General features: G+C 42.4%; 14 protein-coding genes, 3 tRNA genes and 1 pseudogene. All 18 read right to left on the reverse strand.

Annotated features, from left to right (window positions below; all coding sequences use genetic code 11):
- A pseudogene (locus tag AB5150_RS11920) lies at positions 1-327 on the reverse strand (sensor histidine kinase); the annotation flags it as partial.
- Positions 328-394: 67 nt separating this feature from the next.
- Positions 395-1,054, reverse strand: a complete 660-nt coding sequence (locus tag AB5150_RS11925) for a helix-turn-helix domain-containing protein (protein WP_117549944.1) — start codon at positions 1,052-1,054, stop codon at positions 395-397.
- A 248-nt stretch (positions 1,055-1,302) separates the two neighbouring features.
- Positions 1,303-2,178: a hypothetical protein gene (locus AB5150_RS11930; RefSeq protein ID WP_015534442.1), complete on the reverse strand. Its 876-nt coding sequence runs from the start codon at positions 2,176-2,178 to the stop codon at positions 1,303-1,305.
- A gap of 30 nt (positions 2,179-2,208) precedes the next feature.
- Complete coding sequence (locus tag AB5150_RS11935; protein WP_055145928.1) at positions 2,209-3,630, reverse strand: L,D-transpeptidase; 1,422 nt, start codon at positions 3,628-3,630, stop codon at positions 2,209-2,211.
- A 30-nt stretch (positions 3,631-3,660) separates the two neighbouring features.
- The gene (locus AB5150_RS11940; protein WP_015534440.1) at positions 3,661-4,857 is read right to left on the reverse strand and encodes an FtsW/RodA/SpoVE family cell cycle protein; all 1,197 of its coding nucleotides are present in this window, start codon (positions 4,855-4,857) and stop codon (positions 3,661-3,663) included.
- Positions 4,858-4,871: 14 nt separating this feature from the next.
- The gene (locus AB5150_RS11945) at positions 4,872-6,263 is read right to left on the reverse strand and encodes a hypothetical protein (RefSeq protein WP_368291924.1); all 1,392 of its coding nucleotides are present in this window, start codon (positions 6,261-6,263) and stop codon (positions 4,872-4,874) included.
- Positions 6,244-6,567, reverse strand: coding sequence for a hypothetical protein (locus AB5150_RS11950; protein ID WP_022217377.1), 324 nt, complete (start codon positions 6,565-6,567; stop codon positions 6,244-6,246). Before AB5150_RS11950 ends, AB5150_RS11945 begins: the two co-directional genes overlap by 20 nt.
- 18 nt (positions 6,568-6,585) lie before the next feature.
- Positions 6,586-8,277, reverse strand: coding sequence for a hypothetical protein (locus AB5150_RS11955; protein ID WP_022217378.1), 1,692 nt, complete (start codon positions 8,275-8,277; stop codon positions 6,586-6,588).
- 140 nt (positions 8,278-8,417) lie between these two features.
- Positions 8,418-9,887, reverse strand: a complete 1,470-nt coding sequence (locus tag AB5150_RS11960; RefSeq protein ID WP_368291925.1) for an FHA domain-containing protein — start codon at positions 9,885-9,887, stop codon at positions 8,418-8,420.
- A 118-nt stretch (positions 9,888-10,005) separates the two neighbouring features.
- A tRNA-Cys gene (locus AB5150_RS11965) sits at positions 10,006-10,076 on the reverse strand.
- A 17-nt stretch (positions 10,077-10,093) separates the two neighbouring features.
- Positions 10,094-10,165: transfer RNA gene (locus AB5150_RS11970), tRNA-Asn, on the reverse strand.
- Positions 10,166-10,196: 31 nt separating this feature from the next.
- A tRNA-Ser gene (locus AB5150_RS11975) sits at positions 10,197-10,284 on the reverse strand.
- Between the two features lie 1,209 nt (positions 10,285-11,493).
- Positions 11,494-11,736, reverse strand: coding sequence for a hypothetical protein (locus AB5150_RS11980; RefSeq protein ID WP_368291926.1), 243 nt, complete (start codon positions 11,734-11,736; stop codon positions 11,494-11,496).
- Between the two features lie 192 nt (positions 11,737-11,928).
- Complete coding sequence (locus tag AB5150_RS11985; protein ID WP_118649525.1) at positions 11,929-12,525, reverse strand: Fe-S-containing hydro-lyase; 597 nt, start codon at positions 12,523-12,525, stop codon at positions 11,929-11,931.
- 18 nt (positions 12,526-12,543) lie between these two features.
- Positions 12,544-13,386, reverse strand: a complete 843-nt coding sequence (locus tag AB5150_RS11990; RefSeq protein WP_368291927.1) for a fumarate hydratase — start codon at positions 13,384-13,386, stop codon at positions 12,544-12,546.
- A gap of 28 nt (positions 13,387-13,414) precedes the next feature.
- Positions 13,415-13,690 (reverse strand): hypothetical protein, encoded by a 276-nt coding sequence (locus AB5150_RS11995; protein WP_015534433.1) that lies wholly within the window; start codon positions 13,688-13,690, stop codon positions 13,415-13,417.
- A 225-nt stretch (positions 13,691-13,915) separates the two neighbouring features.
- A complete protein-coding gene (gene gyrA / locus AB5150_RS12000; protein WP_368291929.1) occupies positions 13,916-16,474 on the reverse strand; it encodes a DNA gyrase subunit A in 2,559 nt (852 codons plus the stop codon).
- A 60-nt stretch (positions 16,475-16,534) separates the two neighbouring features.
- Complete coding sequence (gyrB, locus tag AB5150_RS12005) at positions 16,535-18,454, reverse strand: DNA topoisomerase (ATP-hydrolyzing) subunit B (RefSeq protein ID WP_368291931.1); 1,920 nt, start codon at positions 18,452-18,454, stop codon at positions 16,535-16,537.

Consider the following 18,454-nt stretch of genomic DNA (forward strand, 5'->3'; position numbering starts at 1 on the left):
ATATATGTACTCTCCATCCTTCTTAACTGCTATATGAGTATTTAATACCGAGCTCTTTTCATCCAGGGCATCTGCATTATCCTGGGTTGTATAGTATGAAGGATCCTTCTTCACCTTGCTTATAACTTCCTCACGCAATGTGGACAGAGATTTGTACACATCATTGACCGGATCGTCCTCCGAATATAAAAGCTGCAGTGAGTGATTACGGCCATAAGTTCCAGTGATAAAATATCGCCCTATGATAGCCGTACCTATAACCATGGACAATATCGCTGCTATCCATATAAAAATTATCGCTATCTTAACTTTCTTAGTAATCTTCATTCGTGTTAACTCCCATCTTACTAGCGCTAATTATAGCATTAATCCCTATTGTTAGTGTGTGAAGTTTTTATAAACTCTCTCTCTGTTTTCTTCTGAAAATGCCCTTTTTCTTCCTCTTTATCTCCGTTGCCGCAACCTCCTGTCTGGTCTGCTGAAGTTCTCTTATGGTGGCGTCAAGCTTTCTGTATCTCGCTTCCTCCTGATCCTCCTTCTCCTTCATCAGCACATCCATCTGTTTTACCACGTCATCGGACACCGCAGCGGACACTGACTGTGTTATCACCTTAAGGTTGTCCTTTATGGAGTTGCTGATTATCTTGTCCATGATATTCTGGAATTGTGCCATCTTGAAATCAACTATTCTTGAATCATCCCCCACATCGCTGCTCACCCTTATTGTTTCTATGGTCTTCTTCTCTGTATTTTCACTCTCTGCGATAAGCTCCGTCACCGCATCATCCGCATTTTTTTCCTCTGTGCTCTCTCCCTCGTCAAGAAGTTCATACATTCTGTGAACCATATCCTTTATCGCCTTGAGCTGTATCCCCTTATCCTTCAAAGTCTTAACCCTCTGAAGTATCTTTACATCCTTCTCACTGTAGCACCTGTGACCCATGTCATTTCTCTTGATATCGATCTCAAGCTCTTCCTCCCAATACCTAAGCACATGTGACTCAACCTCAACCTTGGCTGCTGCCTCACTTATACTGTAAACTCTCTCTGTCATCGTGTATATCTCCTCCTTGTCTCAGATCAGGTTCTGTCTTAAGTTATTTCCTGTCCTGATACAATTCTAAGGACTTTGATACACAGTCTCAACGCGAATCGTCCTCTAAATTTTCCCACTATACTTGTTTATTCTCCCATACTTATCACATTCTGAACTTATCCGTGGCAAATAGAACTTTTTCAGTATTTTTAAACAGAAAAATCCCCTGCACATATCAGTTTGCCCTTATGCGCAGGGGATAAATATCAGTTATTTATTTTTGTGATGACAAACTGTCCATCGTCGTTCAGTCTGAAATGTACATTTTTATAGTTTGTTCCAATTACATATTCGGAGCCGTCGTTGGTTTTTCTCAGATTATCCAGTGCATTCTCATCGTTCAGAGCCTTCATAAGAATGTCAGTGAACAGCGCCTTCTTATCAACATTCAACAGCTCATTTTCATTTGCTATGGACTGTCCACCACTTGTCTCCTGAGGATATAAAACCATATCCTTCATGGTCTCAAGATCTTCATCATTGAACACCTTCACGATCTTCTCAGCAAATGCTCTGCTGTCCGTCTCTATCTGCTGCTGGACATCAGCCCTGTCCGTATATCTGTTCTCAAATACTATATGTGACAGCACTTCATTGAGTACCTCATCACTGGCTGTGACGTATATATATAGCGAATAGTTAATTGTTCCATCGCTCCAGAAAGCTATACGTCCGGGAGTCAGAGTGTAATAAGTAGCACTGTATCCCTGGATGTTGCCGGTTATCATGTCACCATTGCTGGTGTTCTCAACGCCCGCCAGATCGTACATCTCGTATTTGCAGGAGCCTCTGAGTTCAACCTTCACTCCGCTGTACCTGAAACTCACGATACCTATGTCACCGGATATCTTGTACTTCACATCCGTTATCTCGGAACTGTTCTTATCCACATCGAGATACACTCCTATCTGAGTCATATCCTCCGCGGATTCAACATCACCGCTCTTTATCTGGATACCGGTACTCTCCTCCTGACCGTCATCCACCTTCCCGCATCCCATGCAGATACCTGCAAAACAGATGACCGCAATCATAAATAATATATATTTTCTGCCCATGTCCATCCACGACGCTTTTTTCATATATCTATTCTCTCCACATTGAACACGATATTACCATGCTATTCCCTTATGACATCCGTTCTCTCTACACTTGTATGCCATGGTTGGATCTGTAGGATCCCATGTATGGCTGTAATCAAGCTGAACTGATGTAGGCTTAGGGAACGGGCCGCTCTTATTGCTCTCGAATATAGTTACCTTTGTTCCAAGATCGCAGTTATCATATATCCACTTTGCATCTCCTGCCTTAAGTCTTATACATCCGTGTGAGCATGTCGTTCCGAGCATGTTATAAGCGCTGACTGATAATGTGGTAGGATCCTCCTCTCCGTAATACACAGAGTGGAAAAGTATATCACCTGTTATAAGTGTATCCCACTGTCCATAGCATGGCCCCATCAGTGTCCACCATCTTCCCTTTGCCGGGGTACAGAATGTTCCAAGAGGTGTTGTGTCACCGCCTGAACATACAAATGCCTTTACCGGAATGATATATCCCTTGTTGCCATCCTTTGCATATACAGTCACAACATTTGTGGTCTTGTTGACCTTTATCTCATAGGAATCCTGTTTTCCGAGGATCTTATCAACATCTGTGAGTCTCTTGCCACCTCTGTTGAAATAGAACTTATATCCATTCGCATATGCCCACTTGCTTCTATACATGGCACCGCTCTTACTGAAGTAATAGTATGCTCCATCCACATATCTGTATCCGGTGAGTAATGTTCCCTTGACGCTTACGAAGTAACGCTTGCCGTTGTAATATTTCCAGCCTCTGCCCTTCACCAGTGCACCATTCTTGTCAAACAGATACAGCTTGCCATTTACCTTCTTAGGTCCTTTGTATGCAACACCTGAAGCGCTGTAATACTGTCTGTTTCCAAGCTTTGTAGTATACCATCCTGTATATGGCTTTCCATTGGAACCAAATCTGTATGTCACGCCATTTATCTTTCTGACACCCTCCGCAAGATAACCATTACTTGAGAAATTATAGTAATACTTGCTATTCTTTACCTTATGTGCACCCTTATAGGCTTTTCCATCAGAACCAAAGTAATACTTCTTACCCTTTATTTTCTTCCAGGTATTCACCAGTGCCTTGCCATTTGTTCTGAAGTAATAGTAATTATTCTGGATCTTGTTAAGACCTCTCACCATGCGGCCATATCTGTTAAAATAATATTTGTCGCCCTTGTATGTAAGGAACTTGCTCTTTAACGCCTTGCCGTTCTCATCGTAATAATATGTCTTACCGTTCTTGGTATACCAGCCCTTCTTATTCTTCACAGTGGCAGTTGCATCCGTCAATGTCGCAACACTCTCTCCGGCATCAGCCTGAGTCTCCGCAGCGTACACCGTGTACTGTCCGCCGACCCTGCTTTCTGACAGATTTGAGATTCCTGTCGCACAAGTTGACAACAATACTGCTGCCATTGTCAAAAACGCAATTTTTCTAAACTTTACCATATACTACCTCTCTTATTCCTCACATGGATTTTATTCATTCAAATGCTTCTGATACACTCTTCTCGTCTGCTGCCTTCTGATTCCTATACACATACCACACTCGACCATGGTCATGAGAAGTGCGGAACCTCCCGAGCTTATGAAAGGAAGAGTGACACCTGTATTCGGAATTACATTTGTCGCAACGCTTACGTTGATCACTATCTGGCATACAAGGTGTACCATCACACCTATGACCATCATGCTTCCAAATACGTTCGATGACTCTTTAACTATAACATACATCTGGTATAACAGATAGCCATACAGAAGAAATAACATGATTGCTCCTGCCACACCAAGCTCCTCGCAGATTATCGCGAAGATCATATCATTCTGGGCCTCCGGTATAGCCGAAAGCTTCTGTGTTCCATTTCCAAGTCCCTTGCCGAAGAAAGATCCGCTTCCTATGGCATACAGCGACTGTATGACCTGATATCCTGCACTCTTCTCATATTTCTCTGTGTACAGCCATCCCAGGATTCGCTTTGCACGGAAGTTGTCATTTGACAGAAGTTCTTCCTCCGTAGGCAGGTAGCTCGTGGCTACCTTCACATAGACCACCGCCACCACCACAGCTATCAGCAATATTCCCAAATGCAGTTTCCAGTTCTTGCTGGCTATAAATGTTGAACAGTAACATATTCCAAGAACGACCAGACACGAACTCAGGTTTGTGGATATGACGAGCAAAAGTCCCGCCTGGAGTCCCACAAGCACCCACAGTATTATGACAGTCTGCCACTTGTGCATCTCTCTCCATTTGCTGCTTATAAATGAAGCTATGAATATGATCATGAGAGTCTTCACTATATCAGCGATCTGGATTCTGAATGGTATGTGAGGGATCTGGATCCATCTCGTCGCACCATTTACATTTACTCCCAATGGCGTGAGAAGCAAAAATGTCAGTATCAATGACAGAAAATATGCAGGCCATGTAAGCTTCTTATACAGACCGTATGGGAAAAACGCCAATCCCCATATTGCCAATGCTCCGAAAACGATAAACACCAACTGGCTTCTGAAATTGCTGGCAGCCGTGCCGTAACTGGATGCGCTGAATATCATTATCAGTCCAAATGCCAGAAGGAACGTTATAGCAATTATCATCTTATATATGGTTCCCGATGTATATCTGCTTTTTTCTTTGCCCGTGGAGTTATCCACAACTGATGTATCACTCATATACAAATCTCCATCTATCTGTTCATTATCTCTTTTATAAATTTATACGCACTTATCACATCTGTGTCAAATATATCCAGGCTGTCCCTGTATTCTGGTTTCTCTATCGATCCTGAATCACAGCCGATATGCATGCTTCCATCACTGTCCCCGCTCCACGCAAGATCAATGCTTTTACCCTTATCATATCCGGTGATCTCCGCATTTTTTCTGAACACGGCATCTCCAACCTGTATACCAAGAAGTGCATCACTTCCAGACAATCTAAGCTCCAGCGATGCACTTATACTGACAGGCTTCATGGAATCCATGAGATCGGCTGCCGATATATCCACATCAAACACCACTCCTGTCTCTCCGTCACTGCTCACATCCCTCTTTTTTATCACAAGATGGTTGTCAGAATTGTCAGTAACAGTGAACTCATACGACTGTGCTGTATATTTGTCTCCGTAAAATGTCAGCGACATGCTCATATCCCTGTCGGACACATGATCCGCATACAGCTTGACCAGCTCATTTTTACTGTTCACAGCAAAATAGAGCGTGATATCCCTGCCGTCTAACATTTCATCCACAAATTGCTTTATATCATGTACCAATTCTGCCGTATTGTCAATGGTATCTATCTCCGGTATGTATTTGCCAAACATGTCATACACTTCCTGAAGATCTATATCATGTGTGCCAAAACAGTCATCCAGATAACTATAGAAATCATCCACATTGAAGATGACCGAGTACACCTTGCAGTCCTGTGTACTATCCCCAGTAACCACAGTCTGTTTTCCCTCACTCGTACCCTCCATATTGAAGAAATACTTAAGTGTCTTCTGGATAATATCTGTCTGGATATCGTCACCGTTGATGTCCGCATAATTATTTGCAGCCATCCTCATACAGTTCTCATAGGCAGTGCCAAATGAGTACACTGTGTCGCTGTCTATCCCAAGCAGTGATACCACCTGAGAATTGCTCATGTTCGTGATGAGATTGTCAGCGTACTGTATTCTGATTGCCATATCATCTATATATATGAGAGAAGTCCTCTTATTTGCATAGAGCTTGAATGTCTTGTCATCAACTCCTGCCTCCGCAAGAAAATTGTGATCCGAAGCACTTCTCTTCAGCGATATGTCAACGCTGTGATCAGAATTATCCTCAAATGAAAAGCTCTGACTGCCATTTATCATGTTCATACCCATGTCAAATGTGCCATACTGCTGATTCATCTCCGACTCTCTGGAAGAATTGATGGTATTTACCATGGCCTCCACAAGCTTTATCTGAGGTTTTCTCATAAGATGAAAAAAAATAATTGCAACAACTGCTGCCATCAGAATGATGACAGTCGCTGTTATTCCAATTATTCTTTTAAGTAGTTTATTATTGTTTTTTTTGTGCATATGTATCATGATTTTCATTCAACCAGGCTATGGCCTCACACAATCCTTCCTCGGAAAAATCAAACTGCTTCGATCCCTTCTGTTCATCCGGTGTGACCTCAAAACAGAATGGCTCCGGCCATATAAATGCCGTGAGTACAGTCTTTGTCTCCTTCGGTGCATCTTCCTCTGTCTGATCTTTTTCACCCTCCGGCTCAATCTCCACAACATCCTTCTGTATCATGTAACGGATACCCTTGTCACTGCCCTTAAAAGGCCGCGACTTGTAGAATTCCAGAGCCAGCAATTCAGGTCTGTTTATCACATATATCACCCTGTCTCTTTACTTTATTGTGAACGGATATACCTCTATGATCTTCTTGGTTGTCTCGTTCTGAAGATACAGATATGTTACACCCTTAGGTGCACTGTCACCTGATATCTTGACCCATGTTGACCAGCCGTCAACCACAGGATCTGAGAATGTTATGACGTCAGACTTGTTTCCATCCGCATACACAACGTATCCCGATATCTTCATAGAGTCATCACCGTCAAATCCAAATGACGTATGAATATATATATCTGATCCATCCTTTGTCTTGATGCTGTTAGATCCCTTATCAAGATCTTTTTCACTGCTGTTTACAAATGATTCTATATTCCACTTCACAAGCTCTGAATACAGCTTCTGAGCCTTCTCGTTGCCGTCGTATCTGAGTTCTCCGAGATATGTCATTGTAGTCTCATTGGCTGCGTTCTTATTTGCATTTGCAAATGCAAGCTTTCCATTTGCTATCTTCTTGGACACATCAGTCTTGACTACCTTCTCATAGTAATCAACTGACTTCTTGTATTCCTTGTCCTTGTATGCCTGGGCTCCAAGTGCCTGATAACACTTGTCTTTCTCAGCTACACAGTCCTTGTAATCCTTGTCCACCTTATCATAGCTCTTGATGGCATTCTCGTAATCCTTGTTCTTGTAATACTGCTCTGCCTTCTTGTATGTACACTCACTGGCCTTGTTCTTGTAGTCATTAAATTCTGACTTCATGTACATATCATACGCATCGTCATATTTGCCGCTGTCGAGCAGCTCTGATGCCTTGTTGTAATAGCACTTTGCAAGAAGAGTCTGGGAATCGCTGTACTCCTCTATGGTTGACAGAATACTGATGGCGTCATCGTACTTCTTGGCTGTTATAAGTGCCTCCGCCTTCTTATATGTACACTCGATAACCTTGTCCGATGCATCCTTGTATGAGCCTGCATTGTTGAATGCATCTATGGCTGCATCGTAGGATGCCGCATTCATCTGATCCATTCCCGCATTGTAATAACACTGATAAGCCTTATCAAATGCGTCATCGCTGCTGAAACTCTCCTCGTCACCGTCAGATGACTTGCTGTAGTTCTCTGCAGCCTTTCTGCTGTTGCCTGACTTCTTATAATATTCAGCCGCCTCAAGGTTCTTGCCTTCTTTTTCAAGACCCTCGGCATACTCATAATAAGCGTCTCCGTTTGCCTTTTTATAGGAATCCTTGAATTTTCCAAGATCCTTATACAGTGTCACGGCCTCTTCAACCTTTCCCTGGTCCATGAGGTCGTTGGCCTCGTTATACTTTCTAAACTTTGGAACAAATATAAATGCAAGGACGCCTATAGCGATGACGATAACCACTGGTATAGCTATGAGTGCGGCCTTTGCACCCTTGCTCATACCCTTCTTCTCGCCCTTTTTCTTTATCATTATATCGGCGCCTTCCTGTGGCATTATCTGAGGTTGTGGCATTCCCATCTGAGGCTGCTGCGGTGGCACAGGATTACCCTGTGGCTGCTGCATCATCTGAGGCATGCCCTGTGTTCCGCCTGTCAGGACAGTTGTGCTGTCATCGTCCTCATCGACATCCGGCTCACTTGTAAGCACAGTTGTGCTGTCGTCAACTTCCGGCTCTATCAAAGGAAATTCTTTTCCACAGACAGGACACTTTCTTACGTTCTCCCCCAATTCACAACCACAATTATCACAATACATATCTCTTCCTCCATCTTGAACTCCAGCCATTCAAAATTTGCCTTCGGCAAATGGCTGGAGCTACATGTCAAGTTTTCATAGAAAACTTGACACATCCCTTACGGATCAACCTGATTTATTACATTTATCGAACTCCATATTTAAGAATTTATCCTGAATATGAACTCCTCGTTTGAAAGCCTTATCACACTGTTATCAGGGATAGCCACATCAACATTGCTGTACACCTGAGTTCCGTTCAGGAATGTATGGTTTGTTGAGTTGTTATCTCTCAGATAATGTGTTCCATTGATACTGGTGATATAGGCGTGTCTTCTACTTATAGACTTGTTTCCTGTTACCTTATAGTCAACACCCTGATCAGCCTTGCCAATACAGAATACCTGTTTATTAATCTGAACGCTCTCACCCGTAGTCTTTCTGGTGAGGGTCGGCTTGCTGCCTGTGACAAGTGTTCTGTTGCTGAACAGTGTTGTAGGTGGCTCCTCATCCGGCTGCTCGCTAAGTCTCTTGGCTTCCTCCGCCTTGAGCTTTGCAAGGCCTGCCTGTCTCTTAGCCTCCTCAGCATTCTTGCGGGCTGCAAATTCTGCCTGCATTCTAGCCTCCTCAGCATGCATCTCCTGCTCTCTGGCACGTCTTATCTCATCTGCATACTGCGATGAAACCTTCTCTGCCCTGATTCGCTCCTCCTCGGCATTCCTGAACATTTCTTCAGCCTTAAGCCTCTCACTGTCATCGGAATTGCCCTGATATGAGTACATATCCTGAGCTGTGAGTACCGCTGTCTGCTCATAATCCTTTGCCTCAGCAGTGACCTTCTGTCTCCATATCTCGGCTTCGACCCTTGCCGCCTCGGCCTTCATACGGGTCTCCTCTGCCTGTCTGGCAACTTCCGCCTGATACTTTGCTTCCTCTATCTGTCTCTTTACCTCATTCTCGGCCTGCATTCTTGCCTCTTCAGCCTTTCTGGCTGCCTCCTCGGCTTTGTGGATTGCAAGCTCTTTATTATTCTCATTTGAAGTGAGTACCTTACTCTTGCCCTTTTCACCCTGTATTATAAGGAGCTGACTTGATGCTCTGAGATCTGACACAAATTCATTGAAATGAAATGCATCAAACTCCCTGTGATCGTTGAAATAATCAACTATCTGGTTAGCACATTCTATGGCTGGTGTGTGTGCATAGACAAATCCTGACAAGATTCTCTTCACGAACTCCCCAATGTCCTTCTTGTCAAATTTGCTTTCAAATGGAAGATACAGAAGCTGTATGGAGAAGTCACTAAATCTCACATACATATAATTCGTATCCCACACTACCTTCTCGAGTGCTAGTCCATTCTGTATGACTGACACAAGCTGCTTGCTTATGCTGAATATGTATTCCACCAGTTCATCCCTGAAAACCGGTTTCTGCATTATCTGACTAAGACTCATATCCCCATCTATTGAGAATTCGAGTTTTCTTTCCCCCTTAACAAACACTTCCCTGCACATGCTTGTGTTGCCTGCAAAAGGCACATTATAGGCATTCATTTCATATTTGCTAATAGGAGTAACCTGATCAAGTTTGTATTCAATTTTTATTGAATCTTTTAAAATTTGAGTCATACCCCACCTCCTACTATTTCAATAGCCAATATACCTCTACAGTATAACAGACAAAAAAAGCATATTCAAGGTTACAAAAAAAAAGGAAGATATATATTACATATATCTTCCGCTTGAGAGGTGCGAGCCGGATTTGAACCGGCGATGACGGTGTTGCAGACCGGGGCCTTACCACTTGGCTATCGCACCATATTATTTAATTAAAGCTCCCCGAGTAGGGCTCGAACCTACAACCCCTCGGTTAACAGCCGAGTGCTCTACCATTGAGCTATCGAGGAATAACGTCATAAGCATCTCCAAAAAAGGAAACGCAGAAGGAGGGATTTGAACCCTCGCGCCGCGCAAACGGCCTACACCCTTAGCAGGGGCGCCTCTTCAGCCACTTGAGTACTTCTGCAAAATGCCTAAATAAAAATCTCCTACCAAAGAGTATTTAATTTTTGACGCTTGTTTATAATACCAAACCTGGCAGTGAATGTCAAGGAGTTTTTACAAGAAAATAATAAGCCTAAAATCGACAAAAAGGCGGATACTTTTTTGTATCCGCCCTCTTATCGTTTTGTAGATGTTTCTTACTATCTTATCTATAGTAGTAACTGCATCTTATATACTCACAAGCCTGTCCTCTGTAGGTCTTTCCTCTTACCTTGACAACAGGGATAACATATACTCCAAATGTAGAATATGCCTTAAGACCTCTTATTGTATAAGAGCTGCTCTTAGCACTTACCTTTTTCTTTATCCATTTTGCATTTGAAGCGTATGGATTCTTTGTATAGTATACAAGATAATACTTTGTATTTGCTACTTTCTTCCATTTAACCTTTGCAGCAGTGCTGCTTACAGAAGTTACATTACTCTTCTTTACACATGCCTGAGGTATGATTGTCTTGAATGCTGACCAATCGCTCCAGCACTTAGCACCACCATTTGCCTCTTTGTATGCACGGATTCTTACCTTGAATCCCTTGTTGTTGATTGCCTTACGAACCTTTGCGTTGTTGATCTTAACTCTGGTCTTTGTTGTAGCCTTTGTTGTGTATAATCTGGTCTTTCCGTTGAGAGAGTAGATCTGAACCTGATATCCTGTAGGATAGTCATAGTTTGGATTTGCCTTCCATCCGATTGTTATTACATTTCCACTCTTAGCTGGACTCCATATAAGAGTTCCTGCCTTTGCATCGGCAACATACTGTGGGTTAACAGGTGCTGAGTAGAGTGTACCTGTTGACTGTCCATAACCAAGTGCTATGTAGTTTGACTCTGATCTCTTATATGAATATACATAATATCCACTATAATGTGTTCCGGCCTTTGCAGGTACAGTTGCCTTGTTTGTAGTAACATTATACTGAGCCTCAACCTTTGAACCGCTGATCTTGGCAACTACATATCCTGTTACACCTGAAACTCTGTTCCACTGTAAACCGATCTTATTCTTTGTGCCTGAAGTCTGCTTTATTGACTTGTAATCTACGCTCTCAGGAGTTGTTATGACCTGAAGAGGATCTGACTGTCCAACAAGCTGCTTGTTGACATATGTCTGAACTATTACATAGTATGCTCTGCCGGCCTGAAGATTGTAAATATACTTCTTATTTGATGTTTAAGTATAAGAACTTAATGCCTGATATCCTGAAGATCTATCCTGGGATAAATACACTAAGTATTCCTCTCCATAATTACCGCTCCACTGAACTGTGACACCTGTCTTGGTATCATCTGTCTGCTGAAGATTTGTTACTGCTCTTCCTGATGCTGCCGATGCTGTTATTGTCATTGCAAAGAGCATGATTGACATGATTGCAAGGATCAATAACGATCTGTTGAAAACTTTTTCTCTTCTCATTAAATCTCTCCTTTTTCTTCTTTCCCTTGTTAATACAACAATTAATTTAATATGAGACTAACTCATATTAAAATTTTACAAGTTTAATATATTTTAGTCAACATTATTGTGACTGTAATATTCAACAATTATTTTGTGCATTTTTGCTAATTCATTGTTGAGATTCTGTATACTTTTTATTTTATTCCTGTATTATTTATTCTGCTCAAGATAATCCTTTACCGCTGTTTCATACAGGTTGTGTCCCTCTGAATCTATAACCACAATAGCTGGGAAATTCTCCACTGTCATCTTCCTTATAGCCTCTGTTCCGAGATCATCGTACGCGATCACCTCGGATTTCTTGATACATTTGGAGAGAAGCGCTCCTGCACCGCCAACGGCTGCCAGATACACAGCCTTGTTGGCTATTATTGCCTGTATAACCTCCTGGCTTCTCTTTCCCTTTCCTATCATTCCACACAGACCCTTGCTGAGAATGAGTGGAGTGTATTTGTCCATTCTGCTGCTGGTTGTCGGTCCCGCCGAGCCTATGACCTGTCCAGGTTTTGCCGGTGTCGGTCCGAGATAATATATCACATTGCCGTTAAGGTCTATAGGAACTATGCCCTTCTCGTATAACTCAGTTCCACTGGCGTCCACGCATCCTGATTCCATGATGGCATCATACATTCTCTTGTGTGCGGCATCCCTGGCACTGTACACTATTCCATCTATATATACATAATCCCCTGCCTTGAGGGTCTTTACCTCTTCTCTGTCAAATGGTGCCTTTATATGTCTATCCATGATGAACCTAACCTCCTCCTATAATACTCTCGTAACGTGTCTGTTCACATGACAGCACATATTAACTGCCAATGGCATTCCGGCTATGTGAGTGGCATATGTCTCTATGTTCACAGCCAGTGCCGTGGTCTTTCCTCCAAGACCGCCAGGTCCTATTCCAGTGTTGTTGATCATCTCCAGAAGCTCACTCTCTATCCTTGCTATATGCTCTCTGTCTGAGTGAACTCCGACCTTTCTTGTAAGAGCCTTCTTTGCAAGCTTCGCAGCGAGCTCAAAGTCTCCTCCAAGACCCACACCTACAAATACGGGAGGACATGCATTTGGTCCGGCATCCTTTACAGCCTGAAGAACAGCAGCTTTCACGCCCTCTTCTCCATCTGCCGGCTTGAGCATGTACACCTTGCTCATATTCTCGCTTCCAAATCCCTTTGGAGCTATAGTTATCTCTATTTTATCTCCCGGAACTATATCATAATGTATGATCGCCGGGGTATTGTCCTTTGTATTTTCTCTGATAAGAGGATCCTTTACCACTGATTTTCTCAGGTATCCGTCAGTGTATCCCTGTCTCACACCTTCGTTTATGGCATCAGTTATGTTCATTCCTTCTATATGTACATCCTGTCCAACATTCACAAAGAAAACAGCCATTCCCGTATCCTGACAGATAGGAATATCATTCTCCTTTGCTATATCCAGATTCTCACATAACTGTCCAAGTATCTGTTTTCCGAGCGGACTGTCCTCAGATTCTACTGAATCCCTGATTGCCTTCTCCATATCCTCAGACAGATTTACATTTGCTTCGATGCACATCTCCCTTACATTTTTGGTAATCTCTTCTGCTGCAATAACTCTCATCTCTTCACCGCCATTTTATAAATTTTTTTTAATCATCCAGGAACGTATCATCGTTCTTTTTGTAGTTTGGATCTCTCCTGTTCATGATGAATTTGTATATGTATAACACCACTGTAAATATCGCAACAACTATGATCATCGCCGCCAATATATATATGATGTTCATTATACTGTAAGAAAGTTCAGACGCCTTCTCGGAGCTCTGGAATATCTTGTCCAGTTTTCCTTCCGTTGTTGCCTCTGTAACCGTAGATGCAGCCGTTGTAGCTGCCGATGCCACTACCTGTATCACATTCGCCGTCATGCCTTTTACCCCCAATAATTTTGTTGTATTTTCCCATAATTTCAATCTCTTTATAATAACCTTCAAAATCCTGCGTTCAGGATTATTTTCTCCCTATGTGTAATCCAAGATAAGTATATCATAACGGCTATTTGCACACAATCTGTAAACATCCATGGACATAAAAAAAGATGTACTGTCTTGCATATTACAACACAGTACATCTATCTTTATTTGTGATTATAATTACTCCTCTGAATTACTCTCGGCATCATTCTCCGTATCGTTCTCTACATTCTCTGATACTTCATTTTCTGCTGATTCTGGATTCTCTGAGTCCTCTGCCTCTTCATCTTCATCACTTCTTGCAAGCTTTGCAACAGATGCCACAAATGTGTTGCCATCCTTGCCGATATTCATAAGCTTGACACCTGAGGTTATTCTTCCTATTACAGTTATATCTGAACAATGCATTCTAATCATGATTCCCTCATTGGTCATCATCATAATGTCATGGTCATTTGTCACGGCCTTTGCGCTGACGATGTCACCGGTTTTATCGGTTATCCTGTAACATTTGACACCCTTACCGCCTCTCATCTGAGGGGCAAATTCTGACAGTTCAGTTCTCTTACCCATACCCTTTGTGGTTACGAAGAGAATCTCATCGCCCTGAACATCAAGCTGCATTGCTATGACTTCATCTCCCTTGTCGCATCTTATTCCACGTACACCCATGGATGTACGTCCTGTATCACGGACACATTCCTCATTGAATCTGATACACATACCCTTGGCAGTTACAAGGAATACATCATTCTCACCGCTCGTTGCCTTAACCTCTATGAGTTCATCTCCCTCATTCAGTGTTATGGCAGCCAGACCGGTCTTTCTTATATTCTCAAATGCCTCTATCTTGGTCTTCTTTACAATACCATTCTTTGTAGCCATCATGAGATACTTCTTGTCAAATCCGGCTATAGGGATTATGGCTGTTACCTTCTCACCAGGAAGAAGCTGAAGAAGGTTGACTATCGCAACACCCCTTGCATTACGTCCCGACTCAGGTATCTCGTATCCCTTCATTCTGTATACTCTTCCCATATTGGTGAAGAACATTATGAAGTTGTGGGTATTAGTAAGGAATATCTCATCGATTATATCGTTGTCGATGGTGTTCATTCCCTTGATACCCTTGCCGCCTCTGTTCTGTACCTTGAAGGTATCCTTTGGCATTCTCTTGATATATCCGAGCTTTGTCATGGAGATAACTATCTCTTCTCTCTTGATAAGCTCTTCATCTGTTATATCATCTGAATATGCAGTTATGGATGTTCTTCTCTCATCACCGTACTTGTCAGCTATCGCTGCAAGCTCAGTCTTGATAACTCCAAGAAGCTTATTCTCATCTGCAAGTATCTCCTTGTACTCAGCTATCTTCGCAATAAGCTCATTGTACTCGTTCTCGATCTTCTCTCTTTCCAGACCTGTCAGAGCACGGAGTCTCATATCAACGATTGCTCCGGCCTGTGCCTCGGAAAGTCCAAATCTTTCGATCAGCTTTGCCTTAGCCTCTCCAACATTCTTTGAATTTCTGATGATCGTGATGACCTCATCTATGTTGTCCAGTGCTATGAGATAACCCTGTAATATGTGGGCTCTCTCCTCAGCCTTGTTCAGATCATACTTTGTTCTTCTTGTGACAACATCCTCCTGATGCTTCAGGTAGTATGTGAGCATGTCCTTGATGTTGAGTATCTTAGGTACTCCATCCACCAGAGCCAGCATGATACATCCAAATGTATCCTGGAGCTGTGTGTGTTTGAAGAGCTGGTTGAGTATTACGTTGGCATTGACATCCTTTCTAAGCTCAATGACAACTCTCATTCCCTCTCTTGAAGACTCATCTCTTATATCTGTGATTCCATCGATTCTCTTGTTCTTGACAAGATCGACCATATTCTTTATAAGAAGTGATTTATTTACCATATATGGTAGTTCGGTTACAACAATACGGTGCTTTCCGTTGTTCATTGTTTCGATTTCTGTGATTGCACGTACTTTTATCTTGCCTCGACCTGTTCTATATGCATCGTTTATTCCCTGTCTGCCCAGTATCTGTGCGCCTGTAGGAAAATCCGGACCCTTTACTATGTCCATGATCTCATCTATCTCTGTCTCACGTCCTTCTTCCACTCTGTTATCGATGATCTTTATGGCTGCATTGATAGTTTCCTTTAAATTATGTGGTGGAATATTGGTAGCCATACCTACTGCGATACCTGATGTACCATTTACCAATAGGTTGGGATAACGTGATGGTAGTACCACAGGTTCTTTCTCTGTACCATCAAAGTTAGGTGTGAAATCAACTGTATCTTTGTTTATATCTGCCATCATTTCCATGGATATCTTGGAAAGTCTTGCCTCTGTATATCGCATGGCAGCGGCATGGTCACCGTCGACCGATCCAAAGTTTCCATGTCCATCCACAAGTGGATATCTGGTATTCCACTCCTGAGCCAGCTTTACAAGTGCCTCGTATATTGAACTGTCTCCATGTGGATGATATTTACCCATTGTATCACCGACGATACGGGCACATTTACGGTGTGGCTTATCAGGTCCATTGTTAAGTTCTATCATAGAATGAAGTATTCTTCGCTGAACAGGTTTAAGACCATCTCTTACATCAGGAAGAGCTCTGGCAGCGATAACGCTCATGGCATAATCTATATATGAACGCTCCATTGTTTTTTTCAGACCAACTTCATCTATTTTATCAAAAATCTTATCGTCATCCATTTTTTGATTTCCTTTCTCTCGATATTGGTTATGTTCTATCACATTTATTTAATCAATATACTATATATCGAGATTCTTTACATACTTGGCATTTGTCTCTATAAACTCACGACGTGGTTCAACCTTATCTCCCATGAGTACATTGAATGTCATATCGATTTCTGACTCATCGTCATCATCAATTGCCACTCTGAGAAGAATTCGTTTTTCTGGATCCATGGTTGTCTCCCAGAGCTGTTCTGCATCCATCTCTCCAAGTCCCTTGTATCGCTGTATCTTGTTGTTCTGATCTCTTCCGACTTCATCAAGTATACTGTTCAGCCCATCATCACTGTACGCATACCATACCTTCTTGTTCTTCTCCAGCTTGTAAAGTGGTGGCTGTGCCAGATATACATGTCCCTTTCTAATAAGATCAGGCATGAATCTGTAGAAGAATGTGAGGAGAAGAGTTGCTATATGAGCTCCATCCACATCGGCATCGGTCATGATGATGATCTTGTTATATCTAAGCTTCTCTATATTGAAGTTCTCATGGATACCTGTTCCAAATGCGGTGATCATGGCTTTGATCTCTTCATTTCCAAGGATTCTGTCTATTCTTGCCTTCTCAACATTAAGGATCTTACCTCTGAGTGGAAGTATGGCCTGTGTTGCTCTTGATCTCGCTGTCTTAGCTGAACCACCGGCGGAATCTCCCTCGACTATGTAGATCTCACAGTTCTTTGGATCCTTGTCTGAACAATCCGCAAGCTTTCCAGGAAGTGCCATGTTGTCTGAAAGATTTGCCTTTCTTGCAACATCCCTTGCCTTTCTTGCAGCTATTCTGGCTCTCTGTGCAACAGCCGCTTTATTCACAATTATCTTAGCAATCTGCGGATTCTGCTCAAGATAATATGTAAGCTGCTCAGTTACAACACTCTCAACTGCAGGTCTTGCCTCTGAATTACCAAGCTTCTGCTTTGTCTGACCCTCGAACTGAGGATCACTTATCTTGATAGATACAATGGCTGCAAGTCCCTCTCTCAGATCATCACCCGAGAGATTGTCATCCTTCTCCTTGATAATATTATTCTTTCTTGCATAATCATTGAACACCTTTGTTATGGCTGACTTAAATCCTGTCAGATGTGTTCCACCCTCAGGTGTGTTGATGTTATTTACAAAGCTGTATGTGGATTCATTGTATGAATCATTGTGCTGAAGTGCCACCTCAACACTTATTCCATCTCTGACTCCCTCACAGTAGATTACCTCATTGTACAGAGGATCTCTGTGTCTGTTCAGATATGTTACAAACTCCTTTATACCACCCTCATAGTGGAATGATCTTACCTTCTCAGGAATAAGTCTCTTATCTGTAAGACTTATCTTCAGGCCCTTTGTAAGGAATGCCATCTCACGAAGTCTGTTTCTCAGTATATCGTAATCGTATATGTTATCTTCAAATATTGTATGATCCGGCAGGAATGTAACCTTTGTTCCTGATACTCCCTCAGGTGCTTCACCTATAACCTGAAGCTTGTACATAACCTTGCCCTTCTCATATCTCTGCTTGTACACCTTGCCATCTCTGGTAATCTCGACTTCAAGCCATGTTGAAAGTGCATTTACAACTGATGCTCCAACACCGTGAAGTCCTCCGGATACCTTATATCCTCCACCGCCGAACTTTCCGCCGGCATGAAGTATGGTAAATACCACCTCAACAGCAGGTATTCCCTGCTTTTTATGTATTCCAACAGGAATTCCTCGTCCATCATCCACTACGGTGATGGAGTTATCCTCATTTATATACACCTGAATGTGGGTACAATATCCTGCCAGAGCCTCATCTACAGAATTATCAACTATCTCGTATACAAGATGGTGAAGTCCAGTGGAGGATGTACTTCCTATGTACATACCAGGTCTCTTTCTGACTGCTTCCAGTCCCTCCAGAACCTGTATCTGTTCAGCTCCATAATTATCATTTTCCAT

This window comes from Coprococcus sp. RTP21281st1_F1_RTP21281_210402 (assembly GCF_040915325.1).
GTDB lineage: Bacteria > Bacillota > Clostridia > Lachnospirales > Lachnospiraceae > Coprococcus > Coprococcus aceti.